At 67.1% G+C, this 21,668-nt stretch carries 27 protein-coding genes; 2 read left to right on the plus strand and 25 right to left on the minus strand.

The window, feature by feature from the left end:
- Nucleotides 1–104 precede the first annotated feature (104 nt).
- The 8 genes from AC10QF_RS05000 to AC10QF_RS05035 form a co-directional block, all read right to left on the minus strand.
- Entirely contained in the window at nt 105–299 is a 195-nt protein-coding gene (locus AC10QF_RS05000) for a hypothetical protein (RefSeq protein WP_069138457.1), read from the minus strand.
- A complete protein-coding gene (locus tag AC10QF_RS05005; protein WP_065177757.1) occupies nt 299–934 on the minus strand; it encodes a DNA-3-methyladenine glycosylase in 636 nt (211 codons plus the stop codon). The genes AC10QF_RS05000 and AC10QF_RS05005 overlap by 1 nt, the downstream gene beginning before the upstream one ends.
- Nucleotides 935–1,006: 72 nt before the next feature.
- On the minus strand, nt 1,007–1,966 hold the full coding sequence (locus tag AC10QF_RS05010; RefSeq protein ID WP_111176420.1) for a cation diffusion facilitator family transporter: 960 nt from the start codon (nt 1,964–1,966) through the stop codon (nt 1,007–1,009).
- Nucleotides 1,967–2,035: 69 nt separating this feature from the next.
- Nucleotides 2,036–2,620, minus strand: coding sequence for an AprI/Inh family metalloprotease inhibitor (locus AC10QF_RS05015; protein ID WP_111176419.1), 585 nt, complete (start codon nt 2,618–2,620; stop codon nt 2,036–2,038).
- Nucleotides 2,621–2,809: 189 nt separating this feature from the next.
- Entirely contained in the window at nt 2,810–3,067 is a 258-nt protein-coding gene (locus AC10QF_RS05020) for a hypothetical protein (protein ID WP_111176418.1), read from the minus strand.
- Nucleotides 3,064–4,416, minus strand: coding sequence for a TFIIB-type zinc ribbon-containing protein (locus tag AC10QF_RS05025; protein ID WP_111176417.1), 1,353 nt, complete (start codon nt 4,414–4,416; stop codon nt 3,064–3,066). Before AC10QF_RS05025 ends, AC10QF_RS05020 begins: the two co-directional genes overlap by 4 nt.
- A 20-nt stretch (nt 4,417–4,436) precedes the next feature.
- Nucleotides 4,437–5,576 carry an SPFH domain-containing protein gene (locus tag AC10QF_RS05030; RefSeq protein ID WP_065186440.1) on the minus strand — a complete coding sequence of 380 codons (1,140 nt, stop codon included), beginning with the start codon at nt 5,574–5,576 and terminating at the stop codon, nt 4,437–4,439.
- A gap of 132 nt (nt 5,577–5,708) precedes the next feature.
- Nucleotides 5,709–5,993, minus strand: a complete 285-nt coding sequence (locus AC10QF_RS05035; RefSeq protein ID WP_081280865.1) for a CD225/dispanin family protein — start codon at nt 5,991–5,993, stop codon at nt 5,709–5,711.
- Nucleotides 5,994–6,639: 646 nt separating this feature from the next.
- Between AC10QF_RS05035 and AC10QF_RS05040 the strand changes: the two genes are divergently transcribed.
- On the plus strand, nt 6,640–8,133 hold the full coding sequence (locus AC10QF_RS05040; protein ID WP_065196335.1) for an AraC family transcriptional regulator: 1,494 nt from the start codon (nt 6,640–6,642) through the stop codon (nt 8,131–8,133).
- Between the two features lie 59 nt (nt 8,134–8,192).
- Here the strand turns inward: AC10QF_RS05040 and AC10QF_RS05045 are convergent, their stop codons facing one another.
- The 15 genes from AC10QF_RS05045 to AC10QF_RS05115 form a co-directional block, all read right to left on the minus strand.
- Nucleotides 8,193–8,429 (minus strand): hypothetical protein, encoded by a 237-nt coding sequence (locus AC10QF_RS05045; RefSeq protein WP_065177762.1) that lies wholly within the window; start codon nt 8,427–8,429, stop codon nt 8,193–8,195.
- Between the two features lie 206 nt (nt 8,430–8,635).
- Nucleotides 8,636–9,715, minus strand: coding sequence for a hypothetical protein (locus AC10QF_RS05050; protein WP_111176416.1), 1,080 nt, complete (start codon nt 9,713–9,715; stop codon nt 8,636–8,638).
- Between the two features lie 20 nt (nt 9,716–9,735).
- Nucleotides 9,736–10,083: a hypothetical protein gene (locus tag AC10QF_RS05055; protein WP_005416654.1), complete on the minus strand. Its 348-nt coding sequence runs from the start codon at nt 10,081–10,083 to the stop codon at nt 9,736–9,738.
- A 47-nt stretch (nt 10,084–10,130) separates the two neighbouring features.
- Nucleotides 10,131–10,715: a RebB family R body protein gene (locus AC10QF_RS05060; RefSeq protein WP_065177764.1), complete on the minus strand. Its 585-nt coding sequence runs from the start codon at nt 10,713–10,715 to the stop codon at nt 10,131–10,133.
- Entirely contained in the window at nt 10,712–10,948 is a 237-nt protein-coding gene (locus AC10QF_RS05065) for a RebB family R body protein (RefSeq protein ID WP_005416652.1), read from the minus strand. The genes AC10QF_RS05060 and AC10QF_RS05065 overlap by 4 nt, the downstream gene beginning before the upstream one ends.
- Nucleotides 10,949–11,018: 70 nt before the next feature.
- Complete coding sequence (locus AC10QF_RS05070) at nt 11,019–11,291, minus strand: RebB family R body protein (RefSeq protein WP_005416651.1); 273 nt, start codon at nt 11,289–11,291, stop codon at nt 11,019–11,021.
- A 60-nt stretch (nt 11,292–11,351) separates the two neighbouring features.
- Nucleotides 11,352–11,618: a RebB family R body protein gene (locus tag AC10QF_RS05075; protein WP_006446865.1), complete on the minus strand. Its 267-nt coding sequence runs from the start codon at nt 11,616–11,618 to the stop codon at nt 11,352–11,354.
- A 26-nt stretch (nt 11,619–11,644) separates the two neighbouring features.
- Nucleotides 11,645–11,914 (minus strand): RebB family R body protein, encoded by a 270-nt coding sequence (locus AC10QF_RS05080; protein ID WP_005416649.1) that lies wholly within the window; start codon nt 11,912–11,914, stop codon nt 11,645–11,647.
- Nucleotides 11,915–11,957: 43 nt separating this feature from the next.
- The gene (locus AC10QF_RS05085; protein ID WP_005416648.1) at nt 11,958–12,248 is read right to left on the minus strand and encodes a RebB family R body protein; all 291 of its coding nucleotides are present in this window, start codon (nt 12,246–12,248) and stop codon (nt 11,958–11,960) included.
- A gap of 301 nt (nt 12,249–12,549) precedes the next feature.
- A complete protein-coding gene (locus tag AC10QF_RS05090; protein WP_065196332.1) occupies nt 12,550–13,842 on the minus strand; it encodes a transporter in 1,293 nt (430 codons plus the stop codon).
- A 49-nt stretch (nt 13,843–13,891) separates the two neighbouring features.
- On the minus strand, nt 13,892–14,641 hold the full coding sequence (locus tag AC10QF_RS05095) for a hypothetical protein (RefSeq protein WP_111176415.1): 750 nt from the start codon (nt 14,639–14,641) through the stop codon (nt 13,892–13,894).
- A gap of 13 nt (nt 14,642–14,654) precedes the next feature.
- Nucleotides 14,655–15,359 (minus strand): C39 family peptidase, encoded by a 705-nt coding sequence (locus AC10QF_RS05100; protein ID WP_111176414.1) that lies wholly within the window; start codon nt 15,357–15,359, stop codon nt 14,655–14,657.
- Nucleotides 15,360–15,459: 100 nt separating this feature from the next.
- Entirely contained in the window at nt 15,460–16,776 is a 1,317-nt protein-coding gene (locus AC10QF_RS05105) for a FapB/FapC family functional amyloid domain-containing protein (protein WP_111176413.1), read from the minus strand.
- A gap of 43 nt (nt 16,777–16,819) precedes the next feature.
- Nucleotides 16,820–17,437, minus strand: coding sequence for a FapB/FapC family functional amyloid domain-containing protein (locus tag AC10QF_RS05110; RefSeq protein ID WP_049438400.1), 618 nt, complete (start codon nt 17,435–17,437; stop codon nt 16,820–16,822).
- A complete protein-coding gene (locus tag AC10QF_RS05115; protein ID WP_049438401.1) occupies nt 17,434–17,964 on the minus strand; it encodes a FapA family amyloid fibril periplasmic chaperone in 531 nt (176 codons plus the stop codon). Before AC10QF_RS05115 ends, AC10QF_RS05110 begins: the two co-directional genes overlap by 4 nt.
- Before the next feature lie 397 nt (nt 17,965–18,361).
- On the opposite strand from AC10QF_RS05115, the gene AC10QF_RS05120 reads away from it, so the two are divergent.
- A complete protein-coding gene (locus AC10QF_RS05120) occupies nt 18,362–19,717 on the plus strand; it encodes a sigma-54 interaction domain-containing protein (RefSeq protein WP_494541869.1) in 1,356 nt (451 codons plus the stop codon).
- 7 nt (nt 19,718–19,724) lie between these two features.
- Here the strand turns inward: AC10QF_RS05120 and AC10QF_RS05125 are convergent, their stop codons facing one another.
- Complete coding sequence (locus AC10QF_RS05125; protein ID WP_494541870.1) at nt 19,725–20,606, minus strand: TolB family protein; 882 nt, start codon at nt 20,604–20,606, stop codon at nt 19,725–19,727.
- Nucleotides 20,603–21,643, minus strand: coding sequence for a hypothetical protein (locus tag AC10QF_RS05130; RefSeq protein ID WP_494541871.1), 1,041 nt, complete (start codon nt 21,641–21,643; stop codon nt 20,603–20,605). Before AC10QF_RS05130 ends, AC10QF_RS05125 begins: the two co-directional genes overlap by 4 nt.
- Nucleotides 21,644–21,668 lie beyond the last annotated feature (25 nt).

Here is a 21,668-nt window from a genome sequence, read left to right on the forward strand (position 1 = left end):
GGGTGGCGAGGGCGGTTGCGGCGGCTGTCTGAGACCACGGTAATGCATGCGGCGTTATGTATCGCCATGGCAGGGTGATGCCGGCGTGAGGCGCGCGCGTCGGCTCAGCGTTGCCGGAGCGATGCCTGCAAGGCGGTGGCCAGTGCGGCATCACCGGACACCAGGTCCTGCCAGCGCAGCGTGATGCCCTTGCGGCGCCCCTTTTCAACCAGCCTCAGTCCTTCAGGGTCCACGATGAGAGTGTAGGGCTGGCCATCGATGTCCAGTTCGCGTCGCAGCGGTTTGTCGAGCGGGGTCATCATCGTTTCCTCGCCGGGGAGAGAGTACGGCGTGGCTGTATCGATACGTGACGATGATCACGGACGTGCCAACGCCAGGGGAAATCAACAGCGCGCGTGATGCCGATGCGGGGGCCGATCACCGGATCCTCCGGCGGCGGCATCCCATCGCTGGCGATGACGACGCCGTGGCTGCCGGTCACCAGGTCGGCGCCGTCGAAGCTGCGGTCCAGCCCGAAGGCCTGCGAGAGCTTGCCGGGCCCGCTGGCCAGATCGTGGTCGCGGCGCGCAGCGGGGCGCAGTTCGCGCATGCGCTCCAGGCCCAGCAGCGGCTCGATGGCCCGCAGCAGCACCGCTACGCCTTCACCGACCTCTCCGCAGACCACGTTGCTGCCCCAGTGCATGCCGTAAGTGAAGTAGACATAGAGGTGGCCGGCCTCACCGAACATGCTGGCCGTACGCGGCGTCTGACCGCGATAGGAGTGTGCGGCCGGATCGACACTGCCCGCGTAGGCTTCGACTTCAACAATGCGACCGGCTCGGCCATCGTCACGGACCAGGAGCTTGTTGAGCAGCTCGGGCGCAACCTCGACGGGCGGGCGCCGGTAGAAGCTGCGGGGGAGGATCTGAAGAGAGGCAGGCAACCAATCCGGCACGGTAGAGGCAGGCTCGGGCAAACGGTGATGGCACTGTGGCACCAAACAGGTGAAACGGGCGCAGACGCAGTGTCATTCCTGCGCAGGCGGAGCGGCCAGTGCCGCGCGGCGGGAGGCATAGATCTCGGGCGTCTGCGGCTTGATGAACAGTGCCACCAGTTCCGGATGCTCGCGCTTCACCGCCATTTCGATGCGGGTGATGCAGGCTTCGATCTGCGGGGTCCGCCGATCGTCCTCGAACTCGGCGCTGAGCATGGCCACCACCTGTTCCGGGCCCATCTGCATGCTGGTCACCCCGTTCGCGCGACGCAGATCCGGATCGGTTTCGGCCACCGCCATGATCCGCTCGGCTACTGCCGGATGTGCAGGCTCTCCGACCAGCAGGCCCTTGGTTTCACGGGCCAGGAGGAAGGCGGTTGCGGCCAGCACGCCGGCGATGCAAAGGGAGGCGACCCCATCAAGCACCGGCATGTCCAGCACCTGCGCGGCCACCAGCCCGATCAACGCGAAGCCCAGCCCGAGCAATGCAGCGCTGTCTTCCAGCAGTACGGTGAAGGTGGAAGGATCCTTGCTGCGGCGGAAGGCTTCGAAGTAGCCAAGCTTGCCTTTGGTACGCCGGAACTCGCGCAGCGCCACCCACCAGGAAGCACCCTCGAACAGGATGGAAATGCCCAGCACGCTGTAGCTCAACGCATGGTTGGTGGCCGGCTCCGGCCGGCGGATGTGCTGGATGCCCTCGTACGCCGAGACGCCGGCGCCAGCAGCGAACACCAGCAGGGCGACGATGAAGCTCCAGAAGTACAGCTCGCGGCCATAGCCGAAGGGATGCACCGGGTCCGGCGCCTTGCCGGCACGGCGCAGCCCGTACAGCAGCAGGAGTTCATTCAATGTGTCGACCAGCGAATGCACACCCTCACTGAGCATGGCCGAGCTGCCGGAGATGCCGGCTGCGATGAACTTGGCGATGGCAATGGCCAGGTTGCCCGCGAGGGCGGCATAGATGACCAGACGGGAACCGGTGGGAGCGGACATTTCGGCGGCGGGGCGGGGCGGACGCCTGATCTTCCCGATCAGCGCGTGCCCATTGCGTGCACGGCGCGATCAATGCCCCTTGGGATTGAGGTACAAACGCGCCCCATCCGATTCACGGTAGCCCGTCCAGCGCCCACCGCCTGACGCGCGGAAGCGCCCGAACACGGTGTTGCTGGTGTCGGTAAGCAGCAGCTGATTGCCCGACAGTACCCAACGGTTGGCCGAGAAGAAGCCATCCGGGCAGCCGGCGGGCACGTAGGCACTGTAGCCGCCGAACCACTCGATACTCTTCAGCTCGATGGAGCAGGTGTTGCCGTTCTCCTGGCCCAGCGTCCAGCTGCCGAACAGATCGCTGTCGCGCACATCGCGGCCGCCACGGTGGCGGTCGTGGCCCCAGTCGTCGTTGTCGTCGTGGAAACCGAAGCCCACGTCGATCTCTTTGCTTTCGCTGCGTGACCCGGACTGCGAGCTGCCGCTGGTGGTGGTCTGGGTGGTCACCGCGCCACTGCTCTGGGTTTGGGTGCTGCTGGATTGCGTGGTCTGGTCGGTGTGGGTGGTCTGTTCGCCGAAGCCGAACGAGGCGTCCTGAGCCAGGGCGGGCAGGGCCAGGAAGTACAGCGCCGACAGGCAGCTACGGGCAAGCAGGGCAGCCATCGCAGGATCCTCGGAAGGGTGGATCGCGCGAGTATCGAACCGGTGGGGCGGGAGACGGTGTGAGGGTGTGCGCTGGCGCAGCCCAGCGAAGGGTAGTGCCGGCCGCTGGCCGGCTCCCACTTGGCGCCCAGAAACCGAAGGAATGCCGGCCAGCGGCCGGCACTACCCGCAGCCAGGCAGGGCCTGGCGCTACTGATCCGGCTTCACCCTTGCCACCCGTTTCCGGTACTCATACACGTTGTCACCGCGGATACGCTTGTCCTCGGTGCCGGTGATCCGGCCGACCTGCTGGTCCGAGCCGGTGACCGGCTTGGCTTCGATGGCGGTCTCGTGTTCGAAGGAGTGCGATTTGTCGGTGTTGCGGTAATAGCGGTACAGCGCCCAGTACAGCGCGGTTGCGCCGGCCGGACCTGCCGCCAACAGCCAGAGGCCACTGTCGTCGCTCATGTCGATGCCACCAGGAAGGCAATTGCGAGGGCTTCAATGACGGTGCCGGTGGCCAGGGCCGCCAGCAGCATCTTCCATTGCTGCACGGGCACGCTGCCCATGGTTTCGCCGGTACGGCCGTTCACTGCGATGTAGTGCAGCATGCCGCCGTTCTTTCCGGGCTGGTGATACGAGTACAGCCACACCGGCAGGTACATCGACACCCAGCGCGTTCCATGCACCTCCAGCTGCTCCTGTTCCCAACGCACGCCACGGTTGTAGCGCCTCACCGAACCTTCCACCTGCGCGCGGGCGATCGACAGCAGCTGGTCTTCCAGCCGCGGCCGCAGCTTCTCCACGTCGAGGTTGCGCTTCTCAGAGGTGAAGCCGGCCAGGTATGAGGCGTTCCATTTCACCGCGTTCTTGGTGTCGAACGGCAAGATGGTGTTGATGATGTTGTTGGTGTTGGCGCGGGTATCCAGATTGCCGCGCTCGGCCGAGGATTCCAGGGGCAGGTCATCAACCGTGAAATCCACCTGGCGTTCGACCTGGTAGACATCTGCGTCGTACAGGGTGCGTTTGTTCTTCTCGCTGCCGACCGTGTATTGCCGGGTCTGGATCTCGCCCTTGCCGGCCACGGCCGCGCTGGCATTGCTGTCCACGATCATGTAGGGCAGGAACACGCCCACCACATTTTCCGGGGTGAACTGCTCCTTGAACGCCTTCAGCGCGAACATGCGGCGCTTGTCGACGAACTGGCGGATGCGCGCGACCGCATCATGCTTCTTGATGTGGAAGGGCAGCACCGCATCGGGCACCGCACCATTGCTGATCTGTTCGTTGACGCCGAAGACGTGGCGGCACCAGTGGCAGCGCGCCGTCATCGTGCTTTCGGTATTGACCGTGACTTCGGCACCGCAGCCCGTGCACTTGAACGTCATCAGCGCCGAGGTGTCGGCGTCGATGTCACGCGCGCCGGAGGCGACGACCGTACCGCGCAGCTGGTCGATGGCCTCGCCCAGCCCGAATTCCTCCTCGACGCGCGCGCCATGCCATTCGTGACGGCAGTACAGGCAGACCAGGATATCGGTGCCGGCCTTGGGCCGGATGTCGGTGGCGCCGCACTTCGGGCAGCGGTTGAGGCCGTCCTTCAGCTCGCTGGCCGAGGTATCGATGGCCACAGGATCGGGGGCTCCCACTTCATCGCGGATGGCCTGTGGCAGTTTCGAGGTGTCCAGCGGGAAGCTGCCGGGCAGGGGAGGGACGTCCTGCGGCGAACCGGGCCCATCCAACGAGGCCGCCGGCAAGGGCGGCGGCGTCGCGGGCGCGGATCCGGGCAGCGGCGGTGGGCCGTTTCTGGGATCGGACATGTGGGTTGCGCGTCCTGCTGTTACAGGCCCAGCGCCTTGGCTTTCAGGGCGTCATAGTCGCCCTGGGTGATCAGGCCCAGGTCCAGCATTTCCTTGGCCTTCTTCAGCTTGGCCACCGGATCGTCGGCAGCCGGCGTGACCGGCTGCTGCATGCCGCCGACACCGAACATGCCCGAGGCCATGCCGACACCGACCAGGCCAGCCGCACCGCCGTTCTCGCCGGCCGACTGGATGCCCTGGGCGACGCTCGCCTGCAGGTTGGAATTACCGCGCGAGCCGGACAGCGCATCTGCGCGCTGGACGGTCTTCAGCAGTTCGCGGGTGTTGGCGTCGTACTCGATCGAGACAATGGCGGTCTTGACGATGGCCAGGCCGCGATCGGACTTCCACTGGTAGCCCTGCTCGACGGCGGCCGACAGGCTCTGTGCAAAGCCCAGCGAGTCCTGCTGCAGCTTGGTGATGCGGTTGCCCTTGCCCGGATCGTTCGTGTACAGGCTGAAGGCCGGTGCCAGCGAACCGACCACTTCATTGAACAGCTGGCTGGCGGCGGCGTTGTCCAGGTCGGTGAAGTCGAACACCTGGCCCGGCTGCAGGTAGCTGGCCGGCACGAAGTTCTTCACGAACAGGATCGGGTCGACGATCTTCAGCGTGTACGAGCCGCGCGTGACCGCGCCCACCTGGGTATTGAGGAAACCATCGTCCCAGTAGATTTCCGACTGGGTACCGAAGCGGTTGTCCGGCAGCTCCTTCAGCGAGACGAAATAAGCCGCCTGCTGCGAACCGGGCTGGCCGCCGAACTTGAAGCGTTCCCAGCTCTGCTTGATGAAGGTGCTGACCAGACCGTCGCCGGCGAAGATCGACTGCGAGTTGGGATCGTCCGAACGCCACTCGTAGCCGCCCGGTTCGGCGACGAACGCGGTGATCGCGCCGTCCTGGAACAGCAGCAGGCCGTAGCCCTCCGGCACGATGATCTTCGAGCCGTTGGTGATGATGTTGGACGAGCCACTGGTGTTGGAGCCGCGGCCGGCGTTGGTGCCGCGCGGCACCGCGGCGAACAGGGCCGCCGTCGAGGGCAGGCCTGTGGGCACGGTGTAGAAGTCCTTCCACTGGTCGGCCAGCACACCACCGACTGCACCCTTCACCGCCTGTACCAGACCCATGTCCAACTCCCTGTGATTCGAGGGCAGGCACCATGCCTGCCGAGCTGGACTGACTATAGAGGAGCGGCATGGGCCGCCGCCACCGCCGCGCGCGCCTCCCATTCATCATGGCGCGACGGCGGCAGCAGGCGATCAGGCCATGCCGCGCGCGATCAGGGCATAGCCGATCATCAGTGCCAGGCACAGTGGCAAGGTGACGAAGGAGGCGATCATCCAGCGCAGGGCCTTGCGCGAAGCCTCGGTGGCCGCGCCGATCTGGCCGCTGGCGACCAGTGACGTGCTGCGGTTGGCGTAGACGGTGGCGACGATGCCGAACGGCCAGAAGCCGGCGATGATGCTCAGGATGGCCCACATCAGGTAGTTCCTGGGGGGCACGGGTGGCGGGGTGCGGTCCATGCGGTCGATCTCCTTGATCATGCTGCGGTCGGGAGCGCGAGTATGCCGACAGGCCAATCGCAGCGGAAGGCATGCCACCCGTGCGTGGTGCGCAATCTTCTGCTGGTCGAATGGTCATTGATCGGGGGCGGCGACGCGGCAGGCATGCGCGGTGGCCTGCGGGGCTGGGCGAGCAGGCGGTGTAGCCGTCATGGCGGCGCAACACGTGCCCGCCTCTGGTTCGGGCAGACGCGCTGATCATCAGCGTGGATGGGATTTCGGCGGCTTGCCTTCACCTGCTTTGCGGCGAGCGGCGAGCGGCGCACGGAAACGTGGGCGACAAATATCCGGCGCGGATATTCACGTCATTATCATGCTTATTTTCTGGAAACTCGCTCTCCATAATCCAGGGACGCGATGGCCGGAACACAGGGAGCGCCGCGTCACAGGCAGTGCCGCCCTGTGGCGCACGACCCAGGCCTGGACGACGTCCGCGTTGCCGACCTCCAGCAGCGATGGCAGTTCCCGGCACCGCGGGAGCGGAAAGCGTGCACGGCAACAGCGGTTCGACCAGCGGGCACGGCATGCGGCGTGGACGTCGCAGCATCCCGCGATGATGCCGGAGGGCCTGCATCGCGAGATCGCCCGTTGCAGATGCATCGGGTCGCCATTCCAAAGGGGAGTTTCGATGCACAGGCAAGTCAGTGAGATGCTGCAGCGCGCTTATCGGCCCTATCCGTCATTGCCCGACCTGCTGGGCGCGTTCGTGAAGGAGCTGTCCCGGCACAAGGTGATGCGTGGTGGTCAAGTGCGGTTGCGTGGTGCGGTGGCAGGGGCGGCAGCGGGGTTGCCGGCGGCGTCCGGGAATGCGGAAGAGGTTTGCTTGCAGCGGGTTCCCATCCGCTATGGCGGCGAGCTGTTGGGTGAACTGCACCTGGAAAGTGAGGGGGGGCGGCTGGATGGCAGTGCCCTGGCGCTGGGGGAGCAGTTTGCCCAGCGCTGCGCGCACCTGATCAAGCGCTACGAGGCAAAGGACTGGGCCGAACAGGCGCTTAGCCGGCCGCTGCTGCTGGTCGGCGCTGGCGAGGCGTTGAAACAGATGGATGAATTCGTCGAGCGCGCGGCGGCCAGCCCGCTGCCGGTCCTGCTGCGCGGCGAGTTCGGTACCGAGAAGATGGAGCTGGCCGCTGCCCTGCACAGTGGCGGCCCTTGCAGGCAGGGCCCGTTCGTCGAAGTGAACTGTGTCCACCCGCAGGGCGAAGCCAGCGACTGGTTCGCGCGCGCACAGGGCGGGACGCTGTACTTCCACGAAGTCGACGAACTGCCGGTGCCGCTGCAGGGCCAGCTGTCACATCGCATGCGTGGGCTGCCTGCTGCCCATGCTGAAGCGCTGGCGGCCGGCCCGATACGGGTGATCGCTTCGACCAGCGCGGACCTGGAACAACGCGTGAGAGAGAAGCAGTTCTCGCGCGCCCTGCTGGCCGGGCTGGAGTTCCTGACAGTGGATATTCCACCGCTGCGCGAACGGGTGGAGGACATCGGTGCGCTGGCGGCGCGTTCGCTTGAGCTGCATGGATTCAATCCCCACGTGCTGGGCGACGATGTGCTGGAAGCCCTGTGCGCGCATGACTGGCCCGGCAATCTATTGGAAATGGAGCGGGTGGTGGTACGGCTGGCGGTGATGACCGGTGGCCGATGCATCCGCCGCGAGGATCTTGCACGCCACGCGCCGGATCTGGCAGCAGGCCACGTCGCCAGCGGTGCCGGGTGCGCGCCGCAACGGCTGCCCACGCTTGAGGAGATCGTCGCTCCTGAGCCCGTGCAGCCGGATACGGTGCGGGCAGCGCATGAGGGCCTGCACGACGGCCTGAAACGTGCGCTGGCCTATCTGAAGGACCATGCTGCGGAGCCGCTCACCCTGGGCGACCTCGCTCGCCAGGCCCATGTGAGCCAGTCGCACCTGGGGTTCCTGTTCCGCAGCGAGCTGGGCACGACGTTCAAGCTGCTGCTGCAGCAACTTCGCATCGAGCATGCCAAGCAGCTGCTGCGGGATGGGCAGCGCCTGCGCATTACCGATGTCGCGCTGCAGGTCGGCTTCGGTGACCTGAGCCACTTCGAGAAGAGCTTCCGGCGCGCGGTAGGGGTCAGCCCGCGCAGCTACCGGCGAACCCCGCACCAGTAAAACCAACGCCCCGGCGCAGGCGCGGGCCTGCCCGGGGCGCTGGGGTGGCAGATCCAGCGTTACCGTGCGTTTGCTTCTGCAGCGCGCTGCACGGCCTGCTCGGCGGCTTCGTCGGCGCGCCGTGCCGCCTCGGCGGCAGCGTCGACCGCGCGTTGCGAGACCTCCATCGCGGCGCGGATGCCGTCTTCACTGGCGGCCATCGCGGCGTCCGCCAGCTCCTGGGCGATCTGCATCGGGGATTTGCCCGCCGGATGGGCGGGAGTGGGCTTGCCGGGAAGCGGGGTCGGGAAGGTCATCGTCGGTGCTCCTGCTGGGGATGAGGGGGGAACACCGTCGCTGCGTTCCCCCAGGATGTGGCGCAATGCCGCCTGGGCATCGGCCAGGATCTTCTGCGCCTGTTGCCGGGCCGCCAGGCGTCCGGCAGCAACGGCCGCGCCGGCTGCCGACGCGAGAGCCTCCGTTGCTGCCTGCACGCCATCGCCACCTGGCGCCGGAGCCGGGTTCACACCGCATCCGCCTGGTAGCCCACCTGCGCTTCTTCGCCCAAGTAGCCGCGGGTTCGGCGGTAGTCCTGCAGGGTGATCACATTGTCCTCCACCTGCACCAGCGCCTGCGCTCTGGAGCCATCGATCGGGAACTGCACGCTGGCACCATCCTGGCCGAGGCGGCCACGGGAAACCGGATGTTCGTTGAGGAATTCCTGCGCATCGCGCAGCTGCCACCGCACGGCCTCGCGCAGCCGGCTGTCATCCTGCAGCAGGTCGGGATCGTTGTCGAAGCAGGCTGCCATCTGCTGGGCGGCCAGCGAGATGCGGGCGTAGCCGATCTGCCGGTTCGCGGCCAGGCTTGCGTCGATCGCCTCACGCACCTGCTCTGGCGACGGCAACTGTGGCAGTTGCGGCCCGTCCAGGAAGCCGAACAGGATCGGCAGCACCTGCTGCAACGCGCGGGTGGCACGCGCCAGCCGATGCTCGCGACTGCCGCCACCTGCGCTCACCCGCTGGTAGAAACGGAAGTAGTCGGCAAACTCGATGGGCCTGCGCGCGTGCAGCAGCGCGAAGTGGGCAGCGTCGGCCAGGTCATCGCGCCCTGTGGCAGGCATGCCGACCTCACCGGCCAGTTGGTGGAGCGCCAGCGACTCACGAAAATCCAGTTGCTGCAGCAAGGGAGCAGCGGCCGCACCGATCGCCGCCAGGAACGCGCGCGAGGCCCCGAGGTCGGTGTTGGTCAGCAGCTGGTGTTTGTCCAGTACCCGCCGCGCCTCGTTGTGCGACAGGCGTGTTTCTTCGTCAAACTCCATGTTGCGCAGGGCACCGAGGTCGCTGGCGCCAAGGCTGAGCAGCTTGATCGGGCCGACCTGCAACCCGAGGCGTGGCAACCATGTCATGCGCGAACCGTGCAGACCCTGCTGCACCCCATCGAGCATCGTGCCCTCGTCGGAGAAAGCGTAACGGTGCTCATGCGATTCCATGGCCCACTTCAGCCATTGCTCGCCACCGTCGATGAACTGAAGGACATGCCTGCAGGGTTGGCTGATCTGGTTGGCCTGGGGGATGGAACGACCGGCAATGAAAACGCTCATGCGTGGCTCTCCTGGCGGCCTCACTGGGCCGGAAATTCCTTTAGGACGGTCGCAGCGGCATTGCCGACGCGATTGAAGTCGTCGGTGGCCCCCTGCATCATGTTCTGCGCCTGCGTGAGCACCCTTGCATACTTTTCGTCCCCCGTCGCCAGGTACTGGGCCATGGCCACGCCGGCCGCGGTGGTCGCGATGGTTGAGACATTGCGCAGGGCGTCGGCGGCATCCTGCACGGCGATCGCGGCAGACTGGGCCACCGACTGGTAGGCCTTGCCGGCGCCACTGGTCTTCACCACGGATGCGGACATGGTGGCCGTCTGCACCTGGTTGATCACATCGATGACCTGGGCGTTGACGTTGCTCGGGTCCATACGGGCTCCTTGATGGGCGGGTGGGGCCGCAGGCGGCCTGCAGGGTGTCAGGCCCCGGCGTCAGCGTCGGCTGCCGGGGAAGAAGAAGGAGAATCTGGCGCGGGATCCTGGGCGGGACCTGCGTCCGGATCCGGACCGGACGCGGCGTCGGGCGCAGGACCGGGCGCAGGCGCTGCCGCATTGCCTGCAAGCGTTTGGAGTGCATGCAGGCTGCTGGTGGCGGCCGCAGCGTCGGCAGTGGCACCGTGGGTCTGTGCCTGCAGGACGCTGATGGCGGTCTTTCCTTCTGCGGTGGCCGCGGCGATCACGGCCGCAGGCGAAGGGGGCGCCGGCACCGGGCCGGGCAGGGGGATGACCTGCGGCGGTGGCGGCGGAGGGGGTTCCGGAGCGGGTGGCGGCACCGGCCAGGGAGCGTTGATCATCTTCGCGCAGGTCGCGGTGACCGCTGCGTTGCTGACCATGCCCGCACCCTGCTGGCGCGCGACGGCGTTGTGCATGGCGGTGCCCAGCGTCTCCAGCATCACCATGTCCAGCATGCTGAAGGACTGCGCCGGCCCCTGGGCCACCAGCAGGGTCGAGGCGGCACTGACGCTGTCGACGATCTGGCTGTTGACGGTGTTCTCACTGCTCATGACGGAACGGCTCCCTTCTGGATGATCAGGGCCAGGACCTGGGCCAGGCTTGCGCCGGCGGTCACCTGGCCGCGTTGCTGGTTGGCCACCGCGTTCTGCATTGCCAGGCCGAGGCTGTCGGCCATCGCCAGGTACGTGGCGGACATCGCGAACGAGGGGGCGAGGGCGATCGCCACACCGGATCCGGCGCTGGTGGCTGCCAGCAGGTAGCCGGTGGCGGGCGATGCGGCCATCGATCAGGGGCCCGACGTGACGCCGCCCTGAGCGGGGGCGCGGTGGTTGGCGTCACGCCGGGCCGACACGTCAGCGCAGACCCAGGATTTCGCGGGTGGCCACGCCGTTGGAGGCGGTATCGATCGCATACAGCGTGGACACCCCCTGGGTGGTCGACGCCTGCATGGTCACGTAGGACTGCTGCTGGTTGTTGGTGGCGTTGTGCGCGGCGTTGGACAGCGCCTGGCTGGTGGCCACGAACAGGTTGCCCATTGCGATAGCCGGCGCATCACCAAGCACCTTGGTGTTGACCTGCGAGACCGAATCGGTGATCTGGCTGTTGACGGCGGTGGGAAATGCCATGGTGGAAGCTCCTAGGGTGGACAGCACTACAGGAACGGAGATTGCCGGCACTCAATGGAATCAGCCGAGAATCTTCCGGGTGGCGGCGCCGGTGGCGCCGGTATCGACGGCGTAGAGCAGCGCGACGCCCATCGTGGTCGCGGCCTGCGCCGTGACATACATCTGCTGCTGGGCGAGCGTCGCGTTGTGGGCGGCATTGGCCAGTGCCTGCGCGGTGGCCTGGTACAGCGTGCCCATTGCCGTGGCAGGCGCCACGCCCAGCACCTGCAGGTTGGCCTGGCTGACCGAGTCGGTGATCTGGTCGTTGACGGCCGTGGGAAATGCCATGGCTCAGCTCCTTGCCTGCCGGCGCATCACGCGCCGAGGATCTGCTTGGTGGCCACGCCTGTGGTGGCGGTGTCGATCGAATACAGCGTGGCCACGCCCATGGTGGTGGCCGCCTGCGCCGTCACATAGGACTGCTGCTGCGCATTGGTGGCGTTGTGGGCGGCGTTGGCCAGCGCCTGCGCAGTGGCCTGGTACAGATTGCCCATGGCCACGGCGGGCGCGTCGCCCAGCACTTTGGTGTTGGCCTGGGTGACCGAATCGGTGATCTGGTCGTTTACAGCGGTCGGGAATGCCATGTCGATCTCCTTGAGGTTGGCGGGTCAGCGATGGAACGACAGATCAGGAGCCCAGGCCGCGGACGCGGGTGCTGAGGATTTCCTTGCTCGCTACCGCCGTGGTGGCGGTATCGATCGAGTACAGAGTGGCCACGCCCATGGTGGTGGCCGACTGCGCGGTGACGTAGGACTGCTGCTGCGCGTTGGTGGCGTTGTGGGCGGCATTGGCCAGCGCCTGTGCGGTGGCCTGGTACAGATTGCCCACTGCCACGGCGGGCGCGTCGCCCAGCACCTTGGTGTTGGCCTGGGTGACCGAATCGGTGATCTGGTCGTTTACCGCGGTTGGAAATGCCATGTCCTGCTCCTGCGAAAGGGTGGAAGTGCGTGGTATCCAGTGTCACGGTGCGTTGCCTGCAGCGGCCTGGGCTTCACCGTGTGGCCAGAGTAGGAAATGGCGCCGCCGCCGGATTGGCGGAATCGACGGAGAATGCGGTGGGATCACCGTGAAGGTGCGGCGTGAATACGGCGGAACTGATGATCATCGCCGTCGTCGCCAGCGCTGGCGCGTTGCCCTGGAGCACACACAGGGCCGGCGCGTGGGTAGCGCGATCCGGCGGCGAGGGGCTGTCGGCCACAGCGTCGCCGGATCGGGCGGGTCAGAGCATGTAAGGGATCTTGAACGCCAGCGTGAAGTCCGGTGCATCCGGGGTCAGCCCGATGCCCAGCAGGGTCACCAGCGTGGTGTGCTGGTTGAGCGCATACGTCACACCCAGATTCAGTGACGCCGCGTTGGCGTCGCTGCCAATCACTTTCATCCACTTTCCGCCCTGGAAACGGGTGGAAGCGCGGGCGCTGATCCGGTCGCTGAAGGACAGGCTGAGACTGGTGCGCTCGTTGAACGCAAAGGCCACGCCAGCGCCGAAGTAGACCGCGCCGCCGAGCTTCACGTCACCCGGGTTGACCGTGTCGGGGTTGCTGTCGATGTCGCTGAAACCACGCGGGAACGAATGCACATAGCCGACGTTGGCGAACAGGATCGCCGGATCGGCGGTCTTGACCATCGACAGGCCCACATTGGCCTGCCACACGCCATTGCCGGTGGGCTGTTCCCTGGGTACGGCGAAGCGGATGTAGTCATCGTCGTCTCGCTCGATCACCTTCCAGTCCAGACCGTAAGGTGCGCGCCCGGTAGGGGCGGTCACGCCGGCAGTGAGAACGGTCTCCGGGCGCCAGCCGCGTTCGCCGAACAAGCGGTAATTCGCACTCAGGCCGATATCGCCCAGCCCGTTGCCATTGGTTTCTTCCTGCGCGATCGCGGCCGCCGCACCGCCGGCGCCGCCCTTCTGGTAGACCGTGCGCCGCGCCAGGTAAGGCACGTCCAGGTTGAGCGTCAGGTTCGGGCTGACACCCCAACGCGCGGCCAGGTTGTAGGTGAGCGAATCGGACTCCACGTTCTCGATGGCGATGTTGCCGAGGAAGATCGCGTCCAGTGCGAGGAAGCCGTTGAGGGTGAGCTGCTTGCGGTCGTAGCGGGCGTAGGTGAGGCTGTTCTCGACGGTGAAACGGCGCGAGAACAGCGCCGACTGCTGCTGTTTCACATCATCCACGCTGCGCCGCGATTCCTGCTTCGCCTGCTGTGCCTCGGCGGCGGTACTGGCGTAGCCTTCGCCACCCGACGAAGTCTGTAGAGTCGCGCCACGCTCGACTGCCGTAGCCGTAGACAGGGCCATCGGGCCAACCTTCCCACTCAACCGCGCCTGCATGGCCTGCACCTGCATGTCCAGTTCGCGCAGCCGCCGCACTTCCTGCGCATAGTTGGATTTGAGCTGCTCCAGCTGGTTGGCCAGTGCCTGCACGTCGGCGCCATCGTCCGCCGCGGGTGGCGCGGCGAAGGCGGTGCCCGCCAGCGCCGCCAGCGCCAACGGTGTGATCCTCATCAGGGTGTGCATGTTCGTGTCCTGCGTTGTGCAACGCTTCCCCCAACGCCGTGCCGTGGTGCTACCGGCCCGGCCCCATGCCGCGGTTCATCGCAATCGCCTGGGCCACGTTCTGGCTCAACGGCAGGTTGCCGCCCGCGGTATCCCGCACCAGCTCCAGCCGCAGCTGGTTGCTGGCGGTCTGGCCGTCACCGTTCAGGGCGATGCCCTGGCCGACGCTGCCGTTGCGTATCCATTGCTGGACCAGGCCCTGGCCATCCACCTGCAACTGCAGGCGTGCCTGGTTGCCATCCAGCACCGCGGAGGCCGAGACGCCTGCACCCTGCGCACTGAGCGAATGGGCACCGTCATCCGAAGGGGCCGGCACCGTGCCGTTGCGCACCACCAGCTTGGTCGCATTGCGGGCGACGTTGCCATCGCCGGCCACCTGCACGCTCTGCACCAGGCCGCTGGCGTTGGCCAGGCCACTGCTGTCGATGTGGCGACCCTGCGTGTCAGGCAGCGGCGCATCTGCGGCGGTCACGTGCACGCTGGGCTGGAAGCTCAATTTCGGGCTGCCGCCGCCGCGGAAGTCCATGCCCAGAGTCAACGCACCCTGCAATACGTTTCCGTTGCCGGCCTGCCACTGCGAGACCATCGTCACCCCGAACCACGCGACGGTATTGCCACCTACGGTGTAGCGGCCGCGCATCAGGTTCAGTTCGGGATCCGGAATTTCCTTCGGGCCACGCCCGGGCGCCGCGTCCGCTGCCTGCAAGGGCAGGGCGGGGCAGGCCAGCAGCAGGGCCATCAACAATCGGTGGCGGAACATGGCGGAGCCTCCTTCAGAACAGGTCGGCGTGGCTGAAGCCGAAGTCGACCAGTTCGGCATCGGTGATCGGCCCCTGTCGCGCGTAGAGCGCGCGGGCACTGGGTCGTTCGCTGGGTTGCAGCAGTACTGTGTTGCGATCGAAATCGCTGCCGATCACCACGAATACGGCGCGCGATGGCCACGCAGCGAGAAATTCAGGCAGCGCCAGGCTGCGGTTGCCAAGGATGGGATCGGCCACCTCGACCACGCCGTCGCGTACCTGCTTGAGCACCACGAAGTGGCGGAATCCGCGCACGTCCATCAGCACAAGGCCGGGAACGCGAAGCGTGCGCAGGCGTGCCTCATCGATGCGATAGCCGCGCCCACGCATGCCCAGCGATTCCACATAGCGCTTGATGTCGAGCAGCGAAAAACCGCGCTCGGCCACCAGCGCCGGATCGGAGACCCTCATCATCCCTTCGATCACCGTGGTCTCGTCGGTCTCCAGGTGGTAGGCATGGCGCAGGAGGGTTGCCAGGGCCGCGGCACCGCAGCTGTAGTCGGTGTGCTGGCGTACCACGTTGCGGTAGCGCCGTTCCTGCATGCTCTCCACCTTCTGGTGCAGCAGTGCGCCATTGGGCAGCACGCCGGCGAAGCCGACGTCGCCCGCCCGCGCAGACGCGCCGCCCAGCAACAGCAGGCAGGCCAGCAGGCGTATCGAGAGACGGTGGCCGATCATCGCGTTCTCCGGCAGCAAGGGGGAGCCCCTGTTCCAAGGGGGAGGAGGAACAGGGGCTCCCGGGGACCCGGCCATTGGCGGACGGCCGGGGTTGGTGCACTTACTCGCCGCTGCCACCACCGCCGCCGGTGCTGGGCTGGGCGACTGCCAGGGCCAGGCTGTTGGCCTGCAGGTTGCCGGTGCCCGCGGCCACGTTCACGCCGATGTTGCCCGAGGCGCCGGAGAAGGCGCTGCCCGACAAGGCCGAGGTGTTGGTCGCGTTGACGTTCACCCAGCGCGTGGTGCTGACCGTGCCGCTGAGGCTGGCATACAGGTCTGCCACGCCCAGCTCGACGAACTGGCTGGTGCCACTCTCACGCGTATCGAAGCCCAGGCCACCCACCCCCGGCCGGTTGGGGTTCATCGTGGCGTTCTGGATTTCGTCGTCCAGGTCGATGTGGCCGGTGCTGCTGCCACCCGGGTGTGGCAGCTCGCCACTCCAGGTATCCAGATAGTAGTTGGCCATCTGGTAGGCGTTGCCGGTACCGCGGTAGGTGCCGGCGCCATAGGCCAGGGTCAGGCCGCTGACGCCGCCACGCATGCCGACCTGCACGGTATCGGTGTAGGACTGCACGAAGCCGGCGTTGCTGACCGTGTTGCCGGTGGAGACCTGGTTGGAGCTGATGCTCGACTGCGCCACTGCGGTGGTCGCGACCGAGGCGGCGAGCGCATTCTTCTGCTCGTTGTTGTTGCCCGAGGCGATGTTCACGCCGATGTTGCCGGACGCACCGCCGAAGGCATTGCCACTGAGACCCGCGGCATTGGTGACGCCGGAGTTCATGGTGGCGTTGTCGAAGCCGGCCTGGTTGACGAACACCTCGGCGTCGGCCATGCCGAAGCTGAAGGACGCGTCGGCGGCGGACAATGATGCGGCATTGTCCTGGGCGTTGTTGTCGCCCGATACCACGTTGAAGCCGAGGTTGCCGGAGGCACCTGCGCCCACGCTGTCACCGATGGAGGCACTGTTGGTGACCAGGCTGTTGCTGGTGGCGTTGTTGCTGATCGACTGGCGGTTGTCGATCACGGCGATGGCCGCCGAGTCGAGGTCGATGTCGCCGGTGATGTTCGGGTCGCCGGAGAAATTGATGTCGGTGCTCAGTCGCAGGTCCTTCTCCAGGTTCACGTCGACGCCGTGGTTGTTCTTTTCCTTGCGTTCGTCGGCCTGGATGGTGCTGTGCTTCTGCACATTGACGTTGACGGTGCGGTTGCGCACGTCGTTGTCGGTGTGGTTGTGCGTCTCGTTGCGGGTTTCGCTGACGGTGTGGGTGTGGTTGATGTTCGCGTTGGCGTTCTGGTTGTCCCAGCCATTGGCCGCAGCGGCGGTCGAGGCAGTGGCAATCGCCATGGCGAGCATGGTCCGTTTGACGGTCGCTTTCATGGTGCCCTCTCTCTCATCAGGTGGTGCATCGGTTGGGTGGTTGTCACGGGCGGTCCTGCACGACCAGGCCCAGCACATTGGCCGTGTCATTGCCGCTGCCCGCGATCTGATTGAGTTGCAGGACCCCGTCGAATCCCCGCAGCGCGGTGCTGGTGACACCGGCGCTGCGGGTGCCCGTCGCGACGCCGCGACCGGCGTCGTCCCGCCCCCCTGCCAACGCGGAACCCTCGGCGGCCAAGGCCGTATCGTCGGTTTCGCGTATGCCCTGTCGGGCCAGTGTCGCGCTGACGACGTTGAGCGTCGTGTTGGCGATGCCGCTGGCCTGGTTGATGGATGCGATACCGCTGGCACCGGCCAGCGCCTTGCCATCGATGACGGCGGTGGCGTGAACCGGTGCACCCAGCACGCGGTCGCCACCGCGCAGTTGTCGGTTGCCGATCGAGACGTCGGCATGTTCGCCAGTGGCGATGCCGCGCAGGTTGGCCTGCAGATTGAGGTCGCCGGCCGCCTGGTTGACCGCGATGGCGCCGTTCGCGCCGGCCAGTGCATGGCCGTCGATGCGGGCAACGTCGAGGTAGGCGAGCATGCCGCTGTAGTCATCGGCCTGCGCGATCAACGGCGTGGCAGGCAGGATCAGCAGCAGCCAGTGCGCCCGCCTCACTTGCCACCTGCCGGGGCCATGCCCTGCAGCGGGAACTGGCCGAGAGCGCCGCGCACGGTATCGCCGATGCCGCGGGTACTGTTGCCGACCGCGCCGAGCGGGCCGTTCATGGCGCCACCGAGGCTGCTGCCGACCATGCCGTCACCGCTGCGGCCGAGCGTGCCGCCCAATGCCTGCTGCGTCACACGTTCGACCGTGGTGCCTGCGGGTGTGGTGGCTGTGGCGGCGTGACCTGCCCCCATGCCTGCGTAGTCCTCATCGCTCAGCTCGTCCATCCCGTTTGCCGGGGCACCCGCACCGAGGGCCGCCGCGATCTCGCGCTGGGGTTTCGGGTCGGCGATCAGCGCCATGCCGGGCGGTGCCATGCGATAGGCCGGGCGTGCGGACACATCACGCAACAGGACGATTTCGCCCGGTTGAGCCTTCACGCCCTGGCGTGCACCGGAGGCAGAGGCGCTCGCGCCAACCGACAGCAGGGCCACGGCCAGCGTTGCCAGCAGGCCGCGAATGGGGGTGATGCCGTCCATGCCGATCTCCCGTGGTGGGTGCGGCGGAACCACGCATCAACCGTGCCAACCCTGCAAGGCTTGGCTGCCATGGCGCCAGGTGGTGGCAGACGCAGGGGGTCTGCTGCCGCGCTGTTACAGCGGCGTCGGAAAAATGTTGGGATTGCGCTGTACCAAGCGCCGCAGGGCAAGGCGGGCGCCCGACTGTCACACGGGTGTTACAGGTGCCGTCGCGGACTGTAACGATGCCGCTTCAGCCGGTGCTCTCTTGACGCGGCGCTCATTGCGCCGCCGTTTAGCGCAGCGCTAGGATCCGCCCATCAAAGGCCGCTGCGGCGGCTGTAGAGGTCCCGGCGGAGGGCGGCACGCCGGTGATTGCCTGACAGTCCGCCGACGGTGTCCGGATGCTGGGGGAAGCATGGCGGCGGTCCCGGAGGCTTCTACATCGCGTTGCGTGCTCTGGTTCGGCGAGCCGCTGGCGAACGAGCGCAGCGCGCTGGCGGCCGCAGGCTGGTACGTGCGCCGCATCCATCCCGACCCGGCGATGGCGATCGGGCTGCGCGGGCGTGATCGGCTGCTCGCTGTGCTGGATCTTCGCCATCTGGATACGCCCGCGCTGCAGTTGCTGGCGCCATGGATCGAACAGCACGTGCATCTGCCCTGGCTTGCAGTGCTGCCACCCGGCGCAGGGCCCACGCCTGCAGCGTGGCTGCCCTTGCTGCAGCGTTGCATCTCGCGGTTCACGCTGCCTTTCGGCCTGCAGGATCTGGTGGCGGCGATGCGCCAGCAGTTCGACGCGGATGATCCTTCTGCCAGCGAGGTATGCGGCGGCCAGGGGCCGCGCGCACTGATCGGCGAGAGTCCTGCGTTGCATGCGGTGCGCACCGTGCTGCACAAGTTCGCGCCGGTCGAACTGCCGGTGCTGGTCACCGGCGAAACCGGTACCGGAAAGGAGCTGGCGGCTCACGCGCTGCATGCGTTGTCCGGCCGTGCGGGCAAGCCGTTCATCGCGGTCAACTGCGGTGCCATTCCGGCCAATCTGGTGCAGTCGGAGCTGTTTGGCCACGAGCGCGGCTCGTTCACCGGCGCCGACAAGCGCCAGATAGGCGTATTCGAAGCCGCACACGGCGGCACCGTGTTCCTCGACGAGGTGGGCGACCTGCCGGCGGAGGCGCAGACCAGCCTGCTGCGCGTGCTGCAGGAAGGCACCTTCGAGCGCGTCGGCAGCAGCCAGCCGCTGCGGGCCGACGTGCGTGTACTCGCGGCCACCCACGTCGAACTGGAGCACGCGGTGGCGCAGGGGCGGTTCCGCAGCGATCTCTACTATCGGCTCAATGTGCTGCGCCTGCTGATGCCGCCCTTGCGCGAGCGTGGCGCCGATGTGCAGCTGCTGGCCGAGCACATCCTGCGCTGCTTCCGTCTGCGCCACAGCGTGCGTGCACGTGGCTTTGCGCCCGCCGCGCTGCAGGCGATGCGACGCTTCGGTTGGCCCGGCAACGTGCGTGAACTGCTCAACCGGGTGCAGCGGGCGGCGATCATGGCCGAAGGCGAGCTGATCAGCGAGCGTGACCTCGAACTGGGGGGGAGCGAGCATGCGCCGCCGGGGGCGATGCTGCACGATGCCCGCGGCCAGGCCGAGCGCGATGTGCTGCTGCAGACCCTGCGCCAGACCGGCTACAACGTCTCCGAGAGCGCACGGCAGATGCAGATCTCGCGGGTGACCGTGTACCGGTTGTGCCGGAAGCATCGGCTGGAGCTGCCGGCGCAGCGCTGAGCGCGGATCATGGTTCGCCCGAACGGTAGCGGATGCGGTACAGGTCCAACCCCGCACCGTCTGCGCGCCGCGCCGAATAGGTCAAAGTGTCAGGTTGCGAGCCATCCAGCATCGCACCGTAGCTGTCGCCGGAGGCTTGGTTCACCGGAGAGGGCAACGCATGGCCCGCGTCATAACGGCCTCCACGCTCGTAGCCAATGAACTGGCGGACCGGTGCACTGCCGAAGTCCAGGGCGCGGGCAAACACCACCGTTCGGCCGTCGCCGAGGAAAGTGGCATCGAACTCCTGCGCGGCGGTATTGATGCCACCGGCCAGCGGCCGCGCCAGCTGCGCCACGCCGCCGATCATCGTGGCGCTGTAGAGGTCATGGCCGCCGGCACCGCCCGCGCGATCGCTGGAGAACAACAGCGTACGACCGTCCGGGGAGAGCATCGGTGCGAACTCGTCGGCCGCACTGTTCACCGCGGGGCCCAGATTCTCCGGTTCGCCGAATCGACCGTCGCGTCCAATGCTGACCCGGTACAGATCGTCGCCGCCCTGGCCGCCTGCGCGGTCCGAGCAGAAATACACGACGCGCCCATCTGCGGAGAACGCGGGATCGAAGTCGCGCCCAGCCGTGTTGAACGGTACCGGCGTCGCCGGCCGCCAGCGCTGCCCATCGTGGCGGGAGACCCAGATGTCATACCCGCCCGGACCGCCGGGACGGTTGCGGCTGAACCATAGTGCGGTGTTTCCGTCCGGGCTCAAGGTCAGTCGAATCTCGTCGTACTGCGTGGATGCAACGCCCGGCGCAAAGCGTTCAGCGGAGCCGACGATCTGCAGCACGCTTGAGGGAGTCGCGGGGGGCGACGCAGCAACCAGCAGCATCACGGCCAGCCGCGCTTTCATGCCTGCCGCTCGAAGTCGCTGACCCAGTTGGTTTCCCAGCTGCGGCCACCATCGGCTGAGGCCGCCTGTTCCCAGCGCGCCGAACGCGGGGTGATGCGTGACCAGATCACCCGCGTCTGGATTGTTCGACCGTCGAGCTGGTCTTCGCCGAAGAAGCGGCCGACACCATCCTCGAAACCACCGCGCAGCGGCGCGCCGATCCGGGTCGGCTCCCGGCCATCCAGCCACCAGCTCAGCCAGTGCTGTTCCGCCGCGTTCCAGGCGCGGATACCCATGCCGCGCACCGGTGCTCCAGGCACGTCCATCAGGTTGTCGCCCACGTTGCCGAATCCTCCCAGTACCGGCCAGTTGTGCAGGGTGCCGTTGAACGCGTCCCACGCATCACTGCCTGCCAGCCGAGCGCGCAGGCGACGATGGCGCACGTTCCAATGGCCCACCAGGAAATCAAAATCGCGCGGTGCATCCGGCAGCTTCGGAAGCGGAGAGGGGGCTGCCGCAGTGCGGCGGAACCAGTTGCGCCAGTTCACTTCCCAGTGCGCGCCGGCATCGTCGGAGAACGCCTGCTCCCACCACGGCTCCTCGCCATGGATGTCATGCCAGCGGAACCAGACGTCGATGGGGCGTCCCTTGAAGTGATCACGACCACGGAAGCTGCCGCCATCGCCTTCGAGGACGCCGCGCACGGGCGCTTCGATATGGGCAGGGTTGCGTCCATCGATCCACCAGATCGACCACGTGGAAGACACCGGATCAAAGGCACGCACGCCCAGGCCTCTGTACGGGCCCGAAGGCAGCGCCATGACGTTGTCATCGATGGTGCCGAGCCCGCCCAGGGTGAGCCAGACCGCGCTGGCGCCGGTGAAGGCTTCCCAGCGGGTGTCACCCACCAGGCGCTCCTTCAGCCGTTGGTGCCGGACCCGCCAGTTGCCCTGTAACCATTTCCAGTCTTCGCTGTGGCTGGCCAGGGGCCGCCCCGAGGGCAGGGCGCTCGAGGCTGCCGCCGCGGCCAAGGTGGCCAGGAACTGCCGTCGATCCATGTGCGTGATCCCTTGCCGAACGTGC

Source organism: Stenotrophomonas maltophilia complex sp. Om-AH-Sm3, from assembly GCF_059337855.1.